The 17797-nt window shown below is 45.3% G+C and carries 14 protein-coding genes; 5 read left to right on the forward strand and 9 right to left on the reverse strand.

The annotated features are described in order from the left end of the window. Nucleotides 1-73: 73 nt before the first annotated feature. Complete coding sequence (locus L0992_21885) at nucleotides 74-1021, reverse strand: aldose 1-epimerase (protein XGB69049.1); 948 nt, start codon at nucleotides 1019-1021, stop codon at nucleotides 74-76. A 64-nt stretch (nucleotides 1022-1085) separates the two neighbouring features. On the opposite strand from L0992_21885, the gene L0992_21890 reads away from it, so the two are divergent. Both L0992_21890 and L0992_21895 read left to right on the forward strand, forming a co-directional pair. Next, nucleotides 1086-4154: a non-lysosomal glucosylceramidase gene (locus L0992_21890; GenBank protein XGB69050.1), complete on the forward strand. Its 3069-nt coding sequence runs from the start codon at nucleotides 1086-1088 to the stop codon at nucleotides 4152-4154. Between the two features lie 97 nt (nucleotides 4155-4251). Next, nucleotides 4252-5265: a substrate-binding domain-containing protein gene (locus tag L0992_21895; protein ID XGB69051.1), complete on the forward strand. Its 1014-nt coding sequence runs from the start codon at nucleotides 4252-4254 to the stop codon at nucleotides 5263-5265. Nucleotides 5266-5448: 183 nt separating this feature from the next. Here the strand turns inward: L0992_21895 and L0992_21900 are convergent, their stop codons facing one another. Both L0992_21900 and L0992_21905 read right to left on the reverse strand, forming a co-directional pair. Next, nucleotides 5449-7077, reverse strand: coding sequence for an ABC transporter ATP-binding protein (locus L0992_21900; protein XGB69052.1), 1629 nt, complete (start codon nucleotides 7075-7077; stop codon nucleotides 5449-5451). A 12-nt stretch (nucleotides 7078-7089) separates the two neighbouring features. Then, entirely contained in the window at nucleotides 7090-7584 is a 495-nt protein-coding gene (locus L0992_21905) for a hypothetical protein (GenBank protein XGB69053.1), read from the reverse strand. A gap of 240 nt (nucleotides 7585-7824) precedes the next feature. On the opposite strand from L0992_21905, the gene L0992_21910 reads away from it, so the two are divergent. Beyond that, nucleotides 7825-10185, forward strand: coding sequence for an AAA family ATPase (locus tag L0992_21910; protein ID XGB69054.1), 2361 nt, complete (start codon nucleotides 7825-7827; stop codon nucleotides 10183-10185). A gap of 103 nt (nucleotides 10186-10288) precedes the next feature. Here the strand turns inward: L0992_21910 and L0992_21915 are convergent, their stop codons facing one another. Continuing rightward, nucleotides 10289-11035, reverse strand: a complete 747-nt coding sequence (locus L0992_21915) for a flagellar brake protein (GenBank protein ID XGB69055.1) — start codon at nucleotides 11033-11035, stop codon at nucleotides 10289-10291. A gap of 275 nt (nucleotides 11036-11310) precedes the next feature. Between L0992_21915 and L0992_21920 the strand changes: the two genes are divergently transcribed. Both L0992_21920 and L0992_21925 read left to right on the forward strand, forming a co-directional pair. Beyond that, on the forward strand, nucleotides 11311-11598 hold the full coding sequence (locus tag L0992_21920) for an N-acetyltransferase (GenBank protein XGB69056.1): 288 nt from the start codon (nucleotides 11311-11313) through the stop codon (nucleotides 11596-11598). A gap of 8 nt (nucleotides 11599-11606) precedes the next feature. After that, nucleotides 11607-12740: a phosphotransferase gene (locus L0992_21925; protein ID XGB69057.1), complete on the forward strand. Its 1134-nt coding sequence runs from the start codon at nucleotides 11607-11609 to the stop codon at nucleotides 12738-12740. Between the two features lie 74 nt (nucleotides 12741-12814). Here the strand turns inward: L0992_21925 and dsbD are convergent, their stop codons facing one another. The 5 genes from dsbD to L0992_21950 are packed head-to-tail and all read right to left on the reverse strand — an operon-like array spanning nucleotide 12815 to nucleotide 17794. Further along, nucleotides 12815-14611, reverse strand: coding sequence for a protein-disulfide reductase DsbD (gene dsbD / locus L0992_21930; protein XGB69058.1), 1797 nt, complete (start codon nucleotides 14609-14611; stop codon nucleotides 12815-12817). Continuing rightward, on the reverse strand, nucleotides 14608-15567 hold the full coding sequence (locus L0992_21935) for an FAD:protein FMN transferase (protein ID XGB69059.1): 960 nt from the start codon (nucleotides 15565-15567) through the stop codon (nucleotides 14608-14610). Before L0992_21935 ends, dsbD begins: the two co-directional genes overlap by 4 nt. After that, nucleotides 15557-16783 carry a DUF3570 domain-containing protein gene (locus L0992_21940; protein ID XGB69060.1) on the reverse strand — a complete coding sequence of 409 codons (1227 nt, stop codon included), beginning with the start codon at nucleotides 16781-16783 and terminating at the stop codon, nucleotides 15557-15559. Before L0992_21940 ends, L0992_21935 begins: the two co-directional genes overlap by 11 nt. Before the next feature lie 49 nt (nucleotides 16784-16832). After that, complete coding sequence (locus L0992_21945; GenBank protein XGB69061.1) at nucleotides 16833-17330, reverse strand: DUF4266 domain-containing protein; 498 nt, start codon at nucleotides 17328-17330, stop codon at nucleotides 16833-16835. After that, the gene (locus tag L0992_21950) at nucleotides 17330-17794 is read right to left on the reverse strand and encodes a TlpA family protein disulfide reductase (protein ID XGB69062.1); all 465 of its coding nucleotides are present in this window, start codon (nucleotides 17792-17794) and stop codon (nucleotides 17330-17332) included. Before L0992_21950 ends, L0992_21945 begins: the two co-directional genes overlap by 1 nt. Nucleotides 17795-17797: the final 3 nt, after the last annotated feature.

Raw genomic sequence — 17797 nt, forward strand, 5'->3', positions numbered from 1 at the left:
ACGTTGTAGTTTTTCGTTAGCAATGCGTTCTCTGGGGGGGCTGGTGTCGCGTTCAGCTGTTGCTTTAGTTCGGTTATTTGGGTTGATAGGTGGCTTGGCATTGCCAAGTGAAGGTTTGAGATTGGTTCGGGCTCAGCGTCAGTAAGCCAATCTGGTTATTGAAAGCATCGGCAGGGCAAGTCATTGGTTCTATTGCAATACTTTGCTCACTCGTTGGGGTGTACAGCTGAACAAATGGGTAGCTCGCATCTTGTTGATAGTGAATCGCGGCAGATGAATCTGAGCGTGTGAAAGTCAGCTGGTTGGTTATCTTCGAATCAAATTCAAAGCAGTGGTTTAGGCTTTGATTGGTCAGGGAATCATCCAAAGACAAACGGTCAAAAGCCTGTTTTTCACCATTAGGCAGGTCGTTATCGTGTATGACCTCAGCACAAGGTGACATGGTAAGCCCACACTGTTTCAAGTCAGTGCCAAGCGAGAAATAAGGATGCCAAGCATCACCGTATGGGAAGGCGAAATCACCACAATTAGAGGCAGTTGTCGAGCAAGAGAGCTTGCCTGTGATGTCGATAGTGAAGGTGACTTCAAGGTTAAAAGCGAACGGGAAAGCAGGGTGCAAAGATGACGTTTGATACTGCAGCGTCACACTGGCGGACTCTTCATTGGCTTGGCTGTTTGTGATTGAAAAAGGTTGGTTGTAGAGCAGGCCATGTACGGCGTGATCAGACCAAGGAAAGTTAGCCGGGAGTTGATGGTTTTGGTTATCGAAACTGTAACGACCTAAGTTTAAACGGTTTGGAAAAGGGAATAATTTAGCACTGCGGGAAAAGAACGGATGTTGGTTGATCAGTTCATCATAATTCTGATAACCACAAATAAAAGAGAAGGGGCTGTTATTTACAATATATTTATTTATAACAGCACCAAATCCATTGATTATTTGAAGTTCTATACCATGCTGGTGGTTTATTAATGTGACAGAGTCAATATTTCCAAATTTTTCATTTATAATTTTAAACATGTTGATGTCTCCATTTTGTAAAGATATTAACAAGAAGAAAAAAATATTCAATGGCGGTTTTAAAATGAATAATAAAATTCCATATACAAGCTATTCAGGAAATTCAAAACACCTGAGTAAAAAAGGTGATGCAGTTGAATTTATTCAACCTTGGTACACGCCAATTTCTACAACACCAGAAAATACTGGTATGGCTGTGGGCGGTATTGGCAATACATTTACACTGACGCCAAATGGCAACACGCCGAACTTCAGTTTTATTCCAGGAATATTTGTTGATTGTTCAGAGCAAGTTGTTAATTTTAATGATTTTTATGCTTCGGTTATGGATGTGCCGACCATTGATACCCTTCAGGTGCTTAACGAACAAGAGCTTAGTGTTCACCTGAATTTCTACCCGGCATTATTCGATGGCAAGAAAATAGATAATAGTTCGAATGCGATTAACCTCATTCGTAACGCATTAAAAAATGGCAACTTCTATAAAGAAAATAGAGAGAGCTTTATAAAGTGGAATGTTGAATTTTCTAATAAGACTCAATTATTAATTGAATCAGATTCATCGTCGATTGTTTGTCAATTATATGTAGCCTTAGATTTCTTTAATGGTTTATTAATAAATGGTGCAACGAGACAGCTATCACTAACTGCGGGAAATAATGGTGATATAGAAAATGTTAATGGTAGCGATATAGAATATAAGGCTTTATATCCATTAGCTGAATATCAATATAATAGTTTTGATGATATTAAAATAAAGCGTAAGGTCGTCTCACCGATCGTTAAAGACGATAAACGCCTCTGTTCTTTACCGATGCACTGGAACCACTTCCAGTTCACCAACGAATCACAGCAAACTCGCGTGATTACGCTTGCTCAACCTCTGCAAAATTTGATTGGTTCAACCTATCGAAAAGGTCGCGATGGGATTCAAGATTCGGCGTGTACCTTATCTCAAAACCCGATAGCTCAGCAGCATCAAGCGGTGAAGGTAAACGGTGAAAGCCACGGTTTTAGCGGTGTTCAGCTCACTAGCCAGTCCCCTTATCAAAGTGATATTGAGGGTGAGGTGGTGTTTGGTGTCCAAACGGATAACCACTTACTAGAGTCTGGCAAGGTATCGGTGTCTGTTAAGCCGACGCTTTATACTTCGAAAGTGACCCAGCAAACAGAGTTCGCACTGAAAACAGGCCGTACTAACGCCGAATTCCAAACTGGGATCTACACTGGACGCGAAGCATTGAGTGCATTGGTTGTGGTTCAGGTTGAACTGGAGCCGGGCGAATCCGTTGACCTGCGTTTCGCACAGGTGATGGCACACAGTAAAGTTATGCTCAATGGTTGGCACTCAGACAAGGCTTACACTCAATTCTACCCGCAAGCAAAGCCTGCCTTACCCATGTTAGAGGATGTTCTGCCAAAGCTTGAGAGCATTGAACAGCAGATCGTGAAGCAACAAACGGCTTTCCTCGAACAGGCTCAAAGCAAGATTTCAAAACCTGAATCGGCACTTCGCTATGCGACGATGGCGATGAACTCACTATCATTCTTAGCCGAATCCACAGTGTGGGATAAAGAAGATAAGTTCTTGGTGAAAGAGTGTGTCGATTACCCATTCTTTAACTCTCTGGATGTGTATTTCTACGGCTCGTTTTCACTGCTTTATTTACTGCCGGAGCTTGATGGCTGTGTGATGAAAGAGTTCTCAAAAGCCATCTTGGCCGAAGACTTCACTCAACGCCGTTACTGGGAATACGAAGCGACACCGAATGCTGAGCTTATCGATGAAAAGTACCAAGGTGTGCGTGCTATTCGAGGTGCGGTTATTCACGATTTAGGTAGCCCGTTCGACATCCAGCCTGACGCGTATAGCTGGCACAATGTTAAAGAGTGGAAGGACTTAGCACCAAAATACATTCTGATGGTGTACCGTCACTATCAAAACACACAAGATATTTCTGTAGTTAAAGAGTGCTGGCAGGCTGTGACTGAGAGCATCGATTTCTTATCGAACTTGATCGCTGAGGGCGATGATTTACCGCTAACCCGAGGCACAGACGACACCTTCGATAACCTCGCTTCTCATGGTATCTCAATTTACTGCGCTAGCTTGTGGGTTGCTGGTCTTCAAGCCGCGAGTGAACTTGCACAATTGATGGGTGAAAACGATCTAGGTGCGGGTTATCTAACACGTTCTAAAAAGGCATTAGCGACGGTTGAACAAAGCTTGTGGGATGAGAAAGAAGGCTACTACCACTTTTTCGTGACGCCAGTTCAAGCCAAGCATCTAACGGGCGAAGGCTACCAAGCTCTGGAAACCTTAGGCCTGACTTTGACGGGCGATTCGATTACTGACAAGAATAAGCTCAATGCTTATCTCAATGAGACCGACATCTCCATCAACATCAGTAAGGTATCTCAAAGAGTCTCTAAGAAACGCTTGCTGAGTGAGACCGCGCCTCAAGCCTTTACGCAAGAATATCTAGAATTAGTACCAGATTCAGACAACAGCTTTGGTGATGCCTTGCTTGCCGACAGTTATCTGAAGTTGATTGGCTTAGAGGGTATTTTCCCGCAAGAGCGTATTCAACGCGCATTGGACTATGTTTGTAAACATAACTTTGAGATCAACAGCCCTAAGCTGGGTGTGGCGAACATGACATTGGCAGACGGCTCACCACATGAGGCTTTTCAGGCCCAAGATGTGTGGATTGGTGTGCAATTTAGTGTCGCAACTGCGTTGAGCCTAGCGGGTAAATCGCAGCAAGCAGAAACATTGATGGATACCGTGTATACCGCGCTGTATGACTATTCAAAAATTCCATTTTCCGCACCTGAAGGGTTCAATTGTTCAGTCTCATTTGATGAGAAAGATCTTTCAGAGTCTTTTAATTTGTCACAAAATGATGCAAAAAAGTGGCTTACTGCACTTAAATTGCAAAAGTGTGTGCTGTCTGACGGACGAGTTAATCCTGAGCTGACTAAAGACAGTGATAAATTTGTTAGTATGCTGCAAGGCGAAATTTCCGCAGAGCAAGCCATGGTTCTTCATAAATGGCTATTGAGCACAGGGTTGAAATATACCGCTGGTCGTTACTTCAGACCGGGGATGATCTTCGCCTACATGTATTAACTTAATGACACGAATTTCAACGAAAGCAGTGGTATGCAGGTTGAAATGGATGGGGAGCTCTAGGGCTCCCCAAATGTCACTGGATTAGGGTATCGAGATGCGCACGAAAACTAAAAAAACCACCGTATACGATGTAGCTAGGCTCGCCGGCGTTTCCCCAAGCACGGTTTCTCGTTTTCTTAATCGAACCACTTATGTGTCGGATGATAAAAGCCAGAACATCGAGCAGGCCATCAAAGACACTGGCTACAAGCCCAACTTTCAAATGCAGGAGAACATCAATCGCCGTTCACTCACGATAGGCGTATTGGTGCAACACCCTGATAGCCCTTATACCAGTCGTATCCTCAACGACATGGAGAAAACCCTGATAGCTCAAGGCTATTCGTTAGTCATAGCAACGGGGCATTGGCAGAAAAAACTCGAGATACATGCTTTGGAGTATCTAGCTAAGAGCAATGTCGATGGCATGATCATCGTAACGGGCAGCATCACCAAAGAGGATATTGCTAAGTACGCACAAGACATCCCGATTGTCGCAGTCGGTTATGACTTTGCTGAAGACAACGTTCGTTCAATCAACATCGATAATGTGCTAGGCGGTTACATGGCGACGCTTCACTTATTGCAACAAGGGCATGTGAACATTGCTCATATTAAAGGACTTTCGAGCCAACCTGACGCGGGTAATCGTTTTGAAGGCTATAAAAAAGCGCTGCAAGAGGCGGGTATCAAGGTGATGCCAAAGCTCGTCAAGCAAGGGGATTTTAGTAGTGAGTCTGGCTATGAGAAAACTGTTGAATTGATTGAGTCGAAGATTCACTTTTCTGCTCTGTTCGCGGCCAATGACCAAACGGCTTACGGCGCGATTAAGGCGTTGCATGACCACGGTTACAAGGTGCCAGAAGATGTATCCGTGATTGGCTTTGATGACTTGCCAACGTCGAAGTATTTCACGCCAGCATTAACGACCTTGAGACAGCCGATTGAAGAGATTGGAGAGGTGTGTGCGCAGTCTATTTTGAATTTACTTTCAGGCGAGAGACATGAAGCGCGATTACCACCGATTGATTTAATCGTCAGAGAGTCAACCAAGTCTCTATATCGCTAAGCTCAAACTTTTTCGTCGAGAGACTGAAAATTATTATCTTTCAGAAACGAAAAATGTCGCATCCATGCGACATTTCTCTTTTGGCGGCCAAACCAGTTTTGCTATATCCATTCTAGAGTGCAATCCATTAGATGCTTTTTCAGAATGTACTTATAAGACGCTGTTAATCTTGATTAGTTCCCTCTATGCGGCATTTTTTTCCGATTTATTTTCTAAGTCGAATGACGCCGCGATGAGTTTCTTGGTGTAGTCGTTTTTCGGCGCATTGAAAATCTCTTCTGCCGCGCCTTCTTCCATCACTTCACCCTTCTGCATCACTAACACACGATCAGAAAGTGCTTTGACTACCGAAAGGTCGTGGCTGATGAACAGGAAGCCGATATTGTGCTTGGCTTGAATGTCTTTCAGCAGGTCAATCACGGTCAGTTGCACTGAGCGGTCGAGTGCCGACGTCGGTTCATCCAACAGAATGAAAGATGGCTCAAGGATCAACGCACGAGCAATCGCGATACGCTGTCTTTGTCCGCCAGAGAATTCGTGCGGGTAGCGGTTAATTGAGTTTGGTTCTAAGCGGACCTCAATCAGTGCTTTGCGCGCTCTTTCTAAACGTTCTTGTTTTGATAAGTGAGGTTGATGCACCGTTAAGCCTTCGGTGATGATCTCCCCAACCGTCATACGTGGTGATAAAGAACCATAAGGGTCTTGGAACACCATTTGAACATCTTTCTTAAGCTTGTGGCGCTCTTTATCGGTCAATAAGCTGACGTCTTGGCCTTTGTAGACAATACGCCCACTACTTGGCAGCAAGCCGATCAAAGCTCGTCCAAGGGTCGATTTACCGGAACCAGACTCGCCCACAATGCCCAAGGTTTCGCCCTGTTTCAGTTTCAACGAAATGCCTTTAACCGCTTCGAAATACTGGTTCTTACTTTGGATAAAGTGAGATTTGATCAAGAACTTCACGCGAATATCTTCTGCACAAAGCAGTTCAGGAGCGGATGCCTCAACTGGAACCTTCGCGCCTTTCGGAATCGAGTTAATCAGCATGCGTGTGTAATCGTGCTTAGGGCTATCGAATAGCTCTTGAGTAAGCCCTTCTTCGACTAATTCACCTTTACACATCACCAGTACGCGGTCAGCAAAGTGCTTCACCACACCTAAATCGTGGGTGATGAATAGAATCGCCATGCCCATTTTGCCTTGTATCTCTTTGATAAGAGAGAGCACTTCAGCTTGAACGGTTACGTCTAGCGCCGTGGTAGGTTCGTCTGCAATCAGAATATCTGGTTCATTGATCAGAGCCATCGCAATCATGATTCGTTGTAGCTGACCGCCAGAAAACTCATGTGGGTATTTGGTGTAAGCCTGATCTGGCATAGGTAAATGCACAAGGTTGAACAGCTCTAATACGCGCTGTTTTGCTTTTGATTTCGATACCTTACGGTGACACATAATGGCTTCCGCCACTTGAGTACCGACACGCAGGTATGGATTCAAAGAGGTCATTGGCTCCTGAAAGATCATGCCGATTCTATCGCCACGAATTGACTGCATTTCTCGCTCAGTTTTGCCAAGAATCGATTGACCTTCAAACTCGATGTCTGATTGCTCATCGATAATCGCGTTATCAGGCAGCAAACGCATCAGCGCGTTGGAAGAGACGGATTTACCTGAACCTGATTCACCAACAATGGCCAAGGTTTCGCTTGAGTTAAGGGTAAAGTTAACCTTTTTTACCGCATCAATGATTCCATCATTGGTTTTGAAACTTACGGAGAGGTTATTAACTTTAAGAATGGCCCGGTCCGACATGATATATCCTTATCAATTTAAGACATTAGGTGAAGATTGAACTTCTGACGTTGTTTTTAGTTGCCCAAAATGGTGATGAGCACGTTGAATTTGTTCTAGTTCGAGCATCCAATGTGAACTGCGCTGAGCACTGCAAAAAGCGATTAGGTGGTTGAGCAGGTCTTCACTCTGCTTTTCCAATAGCCCATAGGTGCGTTGAATCAGTTCGGTGCTTTCAAGCGAGATAAATTGCATCAGAGCATAAGACTGGTTCAAGGTATCAAAGGCTTGTTGATGCTGTCCTAAACGGTTGAGAATCTCTGATTGAGCAACGCTTGCGTCTCTTAAACCTGCAAGTAGGCAAGCAAACTGGCAGGGTTTAATATCGCTTTGGTATGCCGCATCTTGGATGTGATGTGGGAGAGAATTGAGAACATCACCGTAAAGGCGTTGTGCTTCTGGCCAGTGACCTTGCTCCATTAACTGTTCAGCTTTTAGGTAGTGCATCCAGCATCGTTCAATTTCCATGTCCACATCCTCAATTTACAATATCTGAAAATGTTAATGATATTTATTATCAATTGCAAATTAAAATCATTCACATGTTAAGTTGGTGAATTAAAACCCTCGACATTCGTAAAAATGCACTAAATTGTGTGTTATTTGTGCAGTTGAACAGCTGTGTAGCGTAAGTCACTAAATTTATAGGAAATTACATCTACACTGATTTTATCTACACCCAAGTAATGAAGGACTAAGGAGGCGGCGATGGCGATTCAAAGACTCAATACAGAACAGCTGTATCAGGTAGCAGAACTCGAGAAGTTACCATGCAAGTCGACCAAAGAACTGGCTCCAATTGACGAGATCGTCGGGCAAGAACGCGCTCAAAAGGCCGTTGAGTTCGCGATGTCAATCAAGGAAAAGGGTTACAACATTTATGCGATAGGGCGAAACGGTCTGGGTAAACGCACCATGATCTTGCGCTATCTAAACCGACACCCTCAAGAAGTTCAGGAGCTTTTTGACTGGTGTTATATCGCAAACTTTGAAGATATTCGTACACCTAAGGTACTCAAGTTACCAAGAGGTGTCGGCAGCAGCTTAAAGCAAGATATTGAAAAGCTGATGCGTAAATTGCTGAAAGGTATGCCTCTTGCGTTTGATAACGAGATGTACTTTAGCCGTGCTGATAGGCTGAAAAACCAGTTAGCAGCCAAGCAACAAGCCGCGCTAGAAAGCATTAGCCGAGAAGCGAAAGAGAAAGGCATCAACCTGACGATCACCACTCAGGGTGATTACCAGTTTGTGGCGATGAATGGCGATGATCTTCATACCGAAGAGAGCTTCGATCTTCTTTCAGAAGAAGAACAAGACCAGTTCGATAAAACCATTGATGCCTTAGAAGTTGGCCTGCGCACTATTTCTCGTGAGTTGACTGAGCTGGAAGAGACTTACACTGAGAAAATCCAAAAGCTGAATGATGATACGGCGCGCGATGTGATCACTCACTTTATCAAGCAGTTGAAGCAGGATTACAGCCAATATCCAGACATCAAGAAGTACCTCACAGCGCTGCGTAAAGATATTGTCGATAACGCCGATATTTTCTTAGAAGAGAGCACTGAGCAGGCCGAAGTGGCGACTGCTTCCTTGGATAAGAAAATGCCACGTCGTTACAAGGTCAACGTGATTGTGAGCCAAAAGGAAGACACTTTGCCAATCGTGGTGGAAGAGAATCCGAATTATCACTCTCTGTTTGGCTATGTAGAAACGGCGACGTTCAAAGGCACCGTATTTACAGATTTCTCACTGATTCGCGCAGGCAGCTTACACCGAGCTAACGGTGGCGTATTGCTGATGGATGCGGTGAAAGTTCTTGAACAGCCTTACGTTTGGGAAGGCTTGAAGCGTGCGCTTCGTTCGCGTCAATTGAGCTTCACTTCATTAGAAAAAGAAGTGACGTTAACGGGTGCGGTCTCGCTTGATCCCGAGCCTATCCCACTAGACGTTAAGATCATCCTATTTGGTGATTATCGTACCTACCAACTGCTGCAACATTACGATGCGGAGTTTGGTGAACTGTTCCGTGTGACGGCCGATTTTGAAGATGAGATGAAGCGTACACCCGATTCAGAAATGCATTACGCACGATTCATTTCGAGCATCGTGCATGACAACAACATGCTGCATTGTGACCGCAAAGCGATTGCGCGCATCATTGAGCACAGCTCTCGTCAGGCGGGTGACCAAGGCAAGTTGTCTCTGCACTCGGCGCATATTGCCAATCTGCTTCGTGAATCTAACTACGTGGCGAGAGGTTCTAAATCGAACCTGATTCGTGCAACGCACGTAGACCAAGCACTGTCTAACCAACAGATGCGTGTCGGACGATTGCAAGATAGCGTAATGGAAACCTTCACTAATGGCACAACACTTATCCATGTGGACGGTCAGGCTGTTGGTCAAGTGAATGCGCTTTCTGTACTCAGCACGACCGATCATATGTTTGGCGCGCCAAACCGAATCACGGCAACCACCGCTTATGGTGATGGTGAAGTTATTGATATTGAAAGAAACGTAGACTTAGGTGGCAGTATTCACTCCAAAGGGGTGATGATCTTGTCGGCTTACCTTTCTTCCGTGTTTGGTAAGACAGCCAAAGTGCCGCTCACTACCAATATCACCTTCGAGCAATCGTATGGTGGCGTGGATGGTGACAGTGCGAGTATGGCCGAGTTCTGTGCGGTGGTGTCTGCGTTTTCTAAGCAGCCAAACCGTCAAGATATCGCGATTACTGGCTCGATGAACCAGTTCGGTGAATCTCAACCTATTGGTGGTGTGAACGAGAAAATTGAAGGTTTCTTTGATGTGTGTGAAATCAAAGGGCGTTCTAATGAACAAGGGGTGATCATCCCACGTTCGAATGTTCACAACCTGATGCTGCGTAGCGATATCGTTAAAGCGGTTGAAAAGGGCGAGTTCAATATCTGGGCGATTGACCATGTGACCGAAGCGATTGAGTTGTTCACGGGTAAAGCCGCTGGTGAACCGAGTGATGAGGGTAGCTACCCAATCGATACTATCTTTGGTATCGCTCAGGCTAAACTCAACGCGCTGCGTAAGTAGCTTAACGCTTTAAGTAAATTAGCTAAATAACCGTTAACCATAAAACGAAACAGCCATCGATATTATCGATGGCTGTTTTTTTGATTCCTACAATCTCTAGCGCTTAAGCATTTCGTAAACGAAGCTTGGTGCCATCGAACTTGAGCTTACCCAATAAGTTTTTAGCGTTAGCACGACCAATATCATCAAATTCGACACCATAGCGCGCGTAGTGCGTAGATTTCTGAAGATTACACACAATTCCTCTCAGTGGTGGAATCAACGGGCCGTTGTAGTTCTCAGGCGTGATTTCGATAGAGACTCTATCGGCAACCTGGATCGAACGAGCGGTCGGTGAGGTCACAAAGCGACAGCCACTTTTTGATAGGTCTCTAATCTCGCAGTTCATGCGTTGATCATCAAAGATCACTCGAGAGCTTAGGTTCACTTCATAACGTGTCTCTTTACGCAGCTGAGTCACTTGCATCGTACTGGGTGTTGAAAGCACGATGATAGGGAAGGGTTCGCCGATGGTATGATGAATCTGGCATCTAAAGTGGATAAGTGCGCCTTCACCTCTTAAAGAGTAAGCACGAGCGGTCATCCAAAAGCCTTCTTGGAAGAAAAAGCGTAGATCATCGCTCGATACTTCCGGCACCTCAATTACAATACAGTTATCACTGTGAGTACCGATAAATTTGGTAGTGGCAAGAAACTTGGTGCCAACAGGAGTCGAGACGTTTAGCGTCAACTCACTGCCGTGCTCAATCATGGCCAGCGCATCGGTACTGTTAATCGTAGAAATGGTGCGGTTACGAGGATCTTGAAGTGCCTGATTATGCTCCAAAGGCTTCTTCAGTGGTGCGTTCATTATTTGTTCTCCATGCGCCAACATGCGTCTGTTAGATATATTGATAACTTGCTAACAAGGGGTTATTACGTGCTAGATTTAGTAGGCGTACTTTGCATGATTTATAGAGTGCTTTTATTTGTCGCTGATTTTATGTAAATTCGCGAACTCTAAAAATATTTGCTTTGTTTGTAAGTACTTAGTTTTATTTATATGCACTTGCGTTAGTCTATTACAAGGAACTCATACTTCAAACTTTAATTGTTTGTCGTATCAATTATTTGCAGGAGTTGAGAATGAAGGCAGTAAAATGGGTTCAAGAAGAGAACCAGATCACAGTTGAGTTAGAACCGAACCAATTTGCGGTTGTTAAGTATCAGAAGGAAGGCGATGTATTGCACATTACCTCTACGCGTATTCCTGATGAACTGCAAGGCAAAGGCTTTGGCAAGGTGATGATGGAGTCGGTTTTGCCTGAAATTGAACAGGCGGGCTTCAAAATTGTGCCAGTGTGTAGCTACGTGGTGCACTACATGAATAGGCAAAAACAGTGGTCACATCTTCTCTCCGATAAAGCACAGTAACGAGTTATATGTCTCAATCAATACCCTCAAACAACCTTGCTCAACCACAAGCGAGTTCAAGTCAAAACCAACCTGAACTTTATCAAAATGAGCTTTATCAAAAAATAGCGACCTCACTGGGTTGCCAGCAAGGGTTTGATGTTCAAGTTATTCAACGTTTGTGGGGCGGTTACGGCGAGTTAGTTCGCTTGGTCTTTGCTAACGATAACAGCGCTTCGATGAACAGCGTCATCGTTAAACATGTCGCGTTGCCAGATAAAGCGGAACACCCTAAAGGTTGGAATACTAAGCTCTCTCACCAGCGCAAAGTGCATTCTTACCAAGTGGAAACGGCATGGTATCAATCGTTCACTCAACAGTGGGACGAGTGTTGTCCTGTCCCTATAGGGCTGCACTGTGAAATAGCAGAGAACGAGTGGCTTATCGTGATGCAAGACCTTGCGGATATCGGCTTCCCGTTAACTTCTCAGTTCGATGTACTCGCCGCTTCTGATGAGTCGGTTGTAAAAGGTACTCAACCTCGTTATACATTTGTCGAGATTAAACAGCGTAATGCTTGCCTAAAATGGCTCGCTCACTTTCACGCAAAGCACATCCATATCGATCAAGAACAGTCGGTATCATTGTGGCAAGTCGGCACATACTGGCACCTAGACACTCGCCCCGATGAGTTGAATGCTTTGGCAGATGTCCCACTGAAGAATCAAGCACAAAACATCGACCGTCTACTCAGAGAGTGCCCATATCAAACCTTGGTGCATGGTGACGCTAAGTTACCCAATTTCTGTTTTGATTCAGAAAGCAAAAACGCCGCTGCCGTCGATTTTCAATATGTTGGAAACGGGTGTGCGATGAAAGACGTGGCTTTGTTCATGAGCAGTGCGATTAGGCCGCAAGATTGTGCAGAGCTTGAATCACAGGTGTTAGATACTTACTTCCAACACCTGAAAGAAGCATTGGCACACTACCAACCACAGCTTTCCTTCGATGATGTCGAACAAGCATGGCGACCAATGTTTTACGTGGCGTGGGCTGATTTCCAACGTTTTGTCAAAGGTTGGAGCCCAGAGCATTGGAAGATCAATCCTTATACTGAACAGCTGACTCAAGCGGTGGTTCAGCAGTTGGAAATGTCGAAGTAAGCTTCTTCAGTCAGCAAACCAAATCAAAAAACGCCCAGTCGATGATTGGGCGTTTTTGTTTGTTTAGGGGGTGCTTAATTCGCTAGGCTGGTTGGCTCTGTTGTGCGAGTCGCAGCAAGCTGATTGGCAAGTTTAAGCTTGTTATTGAAACCCTCTTTATCAATATCTCCCATCACACGCGCAGGCTCTATTTCACCGCTATCGGGCGAGTAAAAGAAAATAGCTGGTGGACCGAACACATTTTTTTCGTTAAGCCATGCCATTTGTTCTGGTGAGCTTTCGGTCACATCAAGTTTTATTGTCTTCCACTCTTTCAGTTTTGGGCTGATTTGTTGGTCATTGAACACATTCGTTTCAATTACTTTGCAAGAGACACACCAATCCGCATAAAGGTCGACCAGTACTTTCTGTTTAGCGTTTGCAGCGTTTTGTATCTGTTGTTCTAGCTGAACAATCGAGTCTGTTTTCTCAAAGGGAGTAGCCGCAATAGGTTGGGCAGATTCTCGGTTTGCAAGCGGGTTAAGCGGATCGGTGTTCCCTAGGAAATAACCGACAAACAGAATCAAACCGTAGCTCAATGGAAGAAGAGCAGAGAACTTGCGAGTGCGTGCCCAACCCGGTTGTGCTGCTTCTAACGCACCGAAGTGTACACCAGTCCCAATAGCAAGTAGCGCCCACAAGATCATGATGATCGACGGAGCAACAAAACGACTCAACAATACGATAGCGACCGCCAATAGCAGTACGCCAAACACTTGTTTTACGGACACCATCCACGCGCCACTTCTTAATAACAGGCGTCCACCACTCGCTCCAATCGCGATAAGTGGAACGCCCATACCTAGTGCCATAACGAACAAAGTCGCCCCGCCAAACATCCAATCTTGAGTCGTTGAAACATACAGCAGTGCACCTGCTAATGGAGCACTGACGCAAGGTGACACAACCAATGCTGATACTGCGCCCATAGCGAACACGCTGGCGATCTTACCTCCGCCCAGCTTGTCTGAGCCGCTGTTGAGTTTTTGCTGCAGTGCGGCTGGTAGTTGAAGTTCATAGAAGCCGAACATGGCCAATGCAAGCAGAACAAAAACCGCCGCAAAGATACTTAATAACCAAGGCTGTTGCATCGCAGCCTGTAGGTTGACCCCTTTGGCTAATGTGGTAACTAGGATTCCGGTCATCGCATAACTGGTTGCCATCCCCAGAACATAAGAGCTAGAAAGTGCCGCGCCTTTTTTACCTGTCATCGCTTTTTCACCACCGATGATACTGGCTAAAATTGGAATCATCGGCAGTACACATGGCGTGAGGGATAAGCCCAAACCGAGCAAGAAGAACACAAGCAGCGCTTGTAATTTACCGGCTTGGGATAGGAACGAAGATAAGCTATTCGTGTCTTCACTGATCTCACCGAGGGTTTGAACCAGAGAGTTTGATTGCTCCTCGACAAGTGCTTCATCTAAGGTCTCGATCATAGGTAAATCGAGCACTAACTTTTGTGGCAGATAGCAAAGCCCTTTGTCTGCACAGCCTTGGTAACGCACGGTGAGTTTGCCACTTCCGGTGTAAGGTATTGTAACGGTGAGCGGCTCGTGAAAGACAACAACGTTACCAAAGTTAGGATCCTGTTTTTCTTTACCTGGCAGCGAGTATTGAGGCTCTCGTGTCGATAATGATGACTCTTCTTTGAACGAGAATCGAGATTGGTACAGGTAATAACCCTTGTGGGTATCAAAGCTGATTACCGCGCCTTGGTCTGTTGCTTCCCATGTGACAGGGAAGGCTTGTTCAACAGGAAGAAATTCGTTTTCCTGAGCATGCAAAAAGCTGATAAACAATAAAATTAACGTGAGTAGGTAGCTTTTCATGAATGCAAAAACTCCGTGTTTTGGTGAATGTGTAATTGATCGTCGATGTAGATAACAGCGCTGTCTTCAGGCACTGAAATATTGGGGTTCAGTGTGAGAGATGTGCTGAGCACGCCCGCTTCCAATGTGGAAGAAGCAATCGCGGTAACCGATAGAATCTTTTTCTCAACACCTTGCTTCGACAAAATATGAGAGGTGGTCTTGTCGCCAAATTGCATCTGACGTTCGCTATGAGCTGAAGTCGTGAGCGCTGCGTTGGTTAGAGGCACTGCGAAAAATGGTGTCTTGTTGTCTCTTGGGTCCAACACTGCAATGTTAAATGCCGAGCCATCCGGTTTGGTTCCCAACGCATAGATGTCGCCGCCAAAATTCACCAACATCGACGTCGCCCCACGTTGTTTGCCAATCTCTACCGCTTGGTCGACGGCGTACTCTTTGATAACACCGCCAAAATCGAAGCGAGTGCGTGAATCGGGGATGTGTAGCTTTGTCCTTTGTAGAGCTGCAGTCCCTTGTAGATTGTCGGTTCCTTGTAGCTCGACGGCCCCTTCCAGCTCCCATGCTTGCTTACCTAAAGCAGAAGATAGAGCTTGGAAGGCGTGGCTGTGTAGCATCTTTGGCTTTTGTTTTAAAAGATGTTTGATGCTGCCGACCGTAGTATCAAAGGTATCGAATGTCAGTTGGCTTAATCGGTCGAGATGTTGGAATACTTCGGCAGATTCAGAGTCGAGTTCGACATCAGATGACGTTCGTTGATTAATGCATTGTGTTAGCCACGAGTCCTCGCAGTAGAAGTTATATTTGTCTTCTAAACGGCGTGTGTTTTGCTCTATCTCATCGGCGATTTCTTTCGCAGTTGCCCCTGGAAAGTTAGCTAAATCAATCGACAGGATTTGCACTTCACAGGGCACGGTCATCGCATGAAAACGATGTACAAAGGGCAGGTTAGAACTCATAGGTTGCTCCAACCGCCCACCATTGAGCTTCAAAACCGTTGCTCTGCTCGTAATACGCCGCAAGCGCATTCAAGCGTAATTTCTTATGTACCTTAATACTCGCACCCAGTTCATAAGCATTGGCTGTGAAGTTACCTAAGCGAAGGTCAGAAGTGGCATAACCTGTTGAGGCAAAAGAAGGATCTGCACTGCTTGGATCGCGATAAAAATCGGCCGCGTCTTGTGTGTACCAGAAATAGCCCGGTGCTAATGTTAGCCATTCGCTCACACGCCAAGATAATTTGCCGCCTAACTGGTGAGACATCACGCCCCAATCATCCATGAACCATTTGTATCTTGGTCGGATTTTTAGGCTATCGGACAGTGAGTAAAAGGCTTGGAGATTAATACCGCCAGAGAGTCGTGTGTCTGGTCGAGAATCTTGCCCTAAGAACACTTCGTCATCATCGATTTTACCGTCGTCATTGATATCAACTTCACGCAGAACCGTTAAATAGTGATTGCTTAAATAGCCACTGCGGTAACCCGCATAAGCGGTAAAAATGCTATATAAATTAGGCGTGAAGGTTTGTGATAAACCAGCTTCCAAGCTACCAGTGAAAATATCTTCCCAGCTCTGGCTATTGGATGAGCCCAGAGAGTATTTGCCGAACGCTTGAGTCTTATCGAAAAGGGCTGAGCCACCTAAGCTGTACGAACGGTTTTTCGCGCTGTCGGCATAGACTAAACCTTTACCATTGATACCAAGGCTTTCATAATCTTCTTCTTGTGAAGCATTACCACCGAGGGTCCATTCGTTACGTAAGGTGTCGCGATAGGTCGCGCTCAAGCTGATGGATTTTCTGGTGTCTTCAAGTCCTACTTTTTGGATTTCATAACCACTACGGTGAGGATCGTACCCCGCACGAATCACTTCGTTGGTTTTGTCTTGTGCTTGTTGAGTTTTCAAGGCGCGATTGATTTGATCGGCATTGGACGCGGGAGGTGTCGTCGGCCCCCATGCTGGTGAAGCTCCGGAAACACTGTCGTAGCTTATTTCTGCGTTTAATGTCCAATCTAAGCCGATGCTTTTCTCAATCGAAACCATGGTGTCGTTGGCTGATACCCTGTCATCGTATTCCTCATAGCTAAGGTAGTGAACAGAGATATGATCTTCAGCTAATGCCACGTTAGCCACTGCCGCTGCACTGAGCAGCGTAATTGGTAGTTTTTTCATTTTTTTCTTATTTTGTTTTTAAATACTGATTTGTTCGTTGATGGTTCGGTTAGTTACAACCACAGCCACCGCCACCAACACCACTGCCGCCGACGGAACCTTGTTTGTAAGCGAAGACCTTTTCAGAAAAGACGTCGAACTCAGGTACTGGGCCACCGGGTTTCATCTCTTTTTGAGCCAATGTGCCTTTTTCCCAAGGCTTTACTGGTTCAATACCAAGAAACTCATCGACGAAAGCCAGAGCAGAGGGTTCGTTGCTTACTTCTGGTGCTTTCTCTTCGATGACCAGTTGCTTTGCCTTGGGCTTCACCATTTCAATATTTCGTCTGGTTGCACGTTTTGCTTCTGGGTTTGAGTAATCACCGCCACTTGAATAAACAGTGCTGGAGATGATCTCTTCTTCAATGATTGGGCCTTCGCTTGTCCCGCTATCGTTGGCTTGTTGTTCAACGGGCTTTTTGCCTAAACCACTAAGGTCGAGTTCCAGAGCTGCGTTTGCGGTCATTGGAATAGCGAGTAGCCCAATAAGGGTGACTTTGTTTAGCATTACAGTTGCACTCCCATCTTGGTGAGGTCGTCAGTAATGACGTCGCCAATGTGGTTAATGGCACCAAAGCGAATCTTGATAACCTTGCCTTGATAGATGTAGTAAAGCGCAGGCATGCCGATCGGCTTGAACTCGGCAATCAACGCCTGTTCAGGGTCGTTAACAACAGGGAATTCCAGCCCTAGCTGCTTTTGAAACGCCAAGCCAACATCAACATCTTCATCAACATCGACGCCTTTAAATGTGACGCCTGTGCCTTTGAGTTCGGTGTAGAGTTGATTGACTTCCGGTAGCTCTTCACGGCAAGAGACACACCACTCTGCAAAGAAGTCGATAATGGTCAGCTCATCGTTGTTTAGTTGCAGTTTCTCGATAACGTCTGGTGATAAAGAATCGCCTTCTTGATAAGCCAATGCAGGTAAAGAAAGGCACAGCGCCAATAACGCTAAGGCTCGTGTAAACATGTT

This window comes from Vibrio pomeroyi (genome assembly GCA_041879425.1).
Classification (GTDB): Bacteria; Pseudomonadota; Gammaproteobacteria; order Enterobacterales; family Vibrionaceae; genus Vibrio; species Vibrio pomeroyi_A.

What these genes read in the sequence shown, in the direction of transcription:
- L0992_21885 (XGB69049.1), bottom strand. Translation starts at nt 1,021, where the DNA reads ATGTTTAAAATTATAAATGAAAAATTTGGAAATATTGACTCTGTCACA.
- L0992_21890 (XGB69050.1), top strand. Translation starts at nt 1,086, where the DNA reads ATGAATAATAAAATTCCATATACAAGCTATTCAGGAAATTCAAAACAC.
- L0992_21895 (XGB69051.1), top strand. Translation starts at nt 4,252, where the DNA reads ATGCGCACGAAAACTAAAAAAACCACCGTATACGATGTAGCTAGGCTC.
- L0992_21900 (XGB69052.1), bottom strand. Translation starts at nt 7,077, where the DNA reads ATGTCGGACCGGGCCATTCTTAAAGTTAATAACCTCTCCGTAAGTTTC.
- L0992_21905 (XGB69053.1), bottom strand. Translation starts at nt 7,584, where the DNA reads ATGGAAATTGAACGATGCTGGATGCACTACCTAAAAGCTGAACAGTTA.
- L0992_21910 (XGB69054.1), top strand. Translation starts at nt 7,825, where the DNA reads ATGGCGATTCAAAGACTCAATACAGAACAGCTGTATCAGGTAGCAGAA.
- L0992_21915 (XGB69055.1), bottom strand. Translation starts at nt 11,035, where the DNA reads ATGAACGCACCACTGAAGAAGCCTTTGGAGCATAATCAGGCACTTCAA.
- L0992_21920 (XGB69056.1), top strand. Translation starts at nt 11,311, where the DNA reads ATGAAGGCAGTAAAATGGGTTCAAGAAGAGAACCAGATCACAGTTGAG.
- L0992_21925 (XGB69057.1), top strand. Translation starts at nt 11,607, where the DNA reads ATGTCTCAATCAATACCCTCAAACAACCTTGCTCAACCACAAGCGAGT.
- dsbD (XGB69058.1), bottom strand. Translation starts at nt 14,611, where the DNA reads ATGAAAAGCTACCTACTCACGTTAATTTTATTGTTTATCAGCTTTTTG.
- L0992_21935 (XGB69059.1), bottom strand. Translation starts at nt 15,567, where the DNA reads ATGAGTTCTAACCTGCCCTTTGTACATCGTTTTCATGCGATGACCGTG.
- L0992_21940 (XGB69060.1), bottom strand. Translation starts at nt 16,783, where the DNA reads ATGAAAAAACTACCAATTACGCTGCTCAGTGCAGCGGCAGTGGCTAAC.
- L0992_21945 (XGB69061.1), bottom strand. Translation starts at nt 17,330, where the DNA reads ATGCTAAACAAAGTCACCCTTATTGGGCTACTCGCTATTCCAATGACC.
- L0992_21950 (XGB69062.1), bottom strand. Translation starts at nt 17,794, where the DNA reads ATGTTTACACGAGCCTTAGCGTTATTGGCGCTGTGCCTTTCTTTACCT.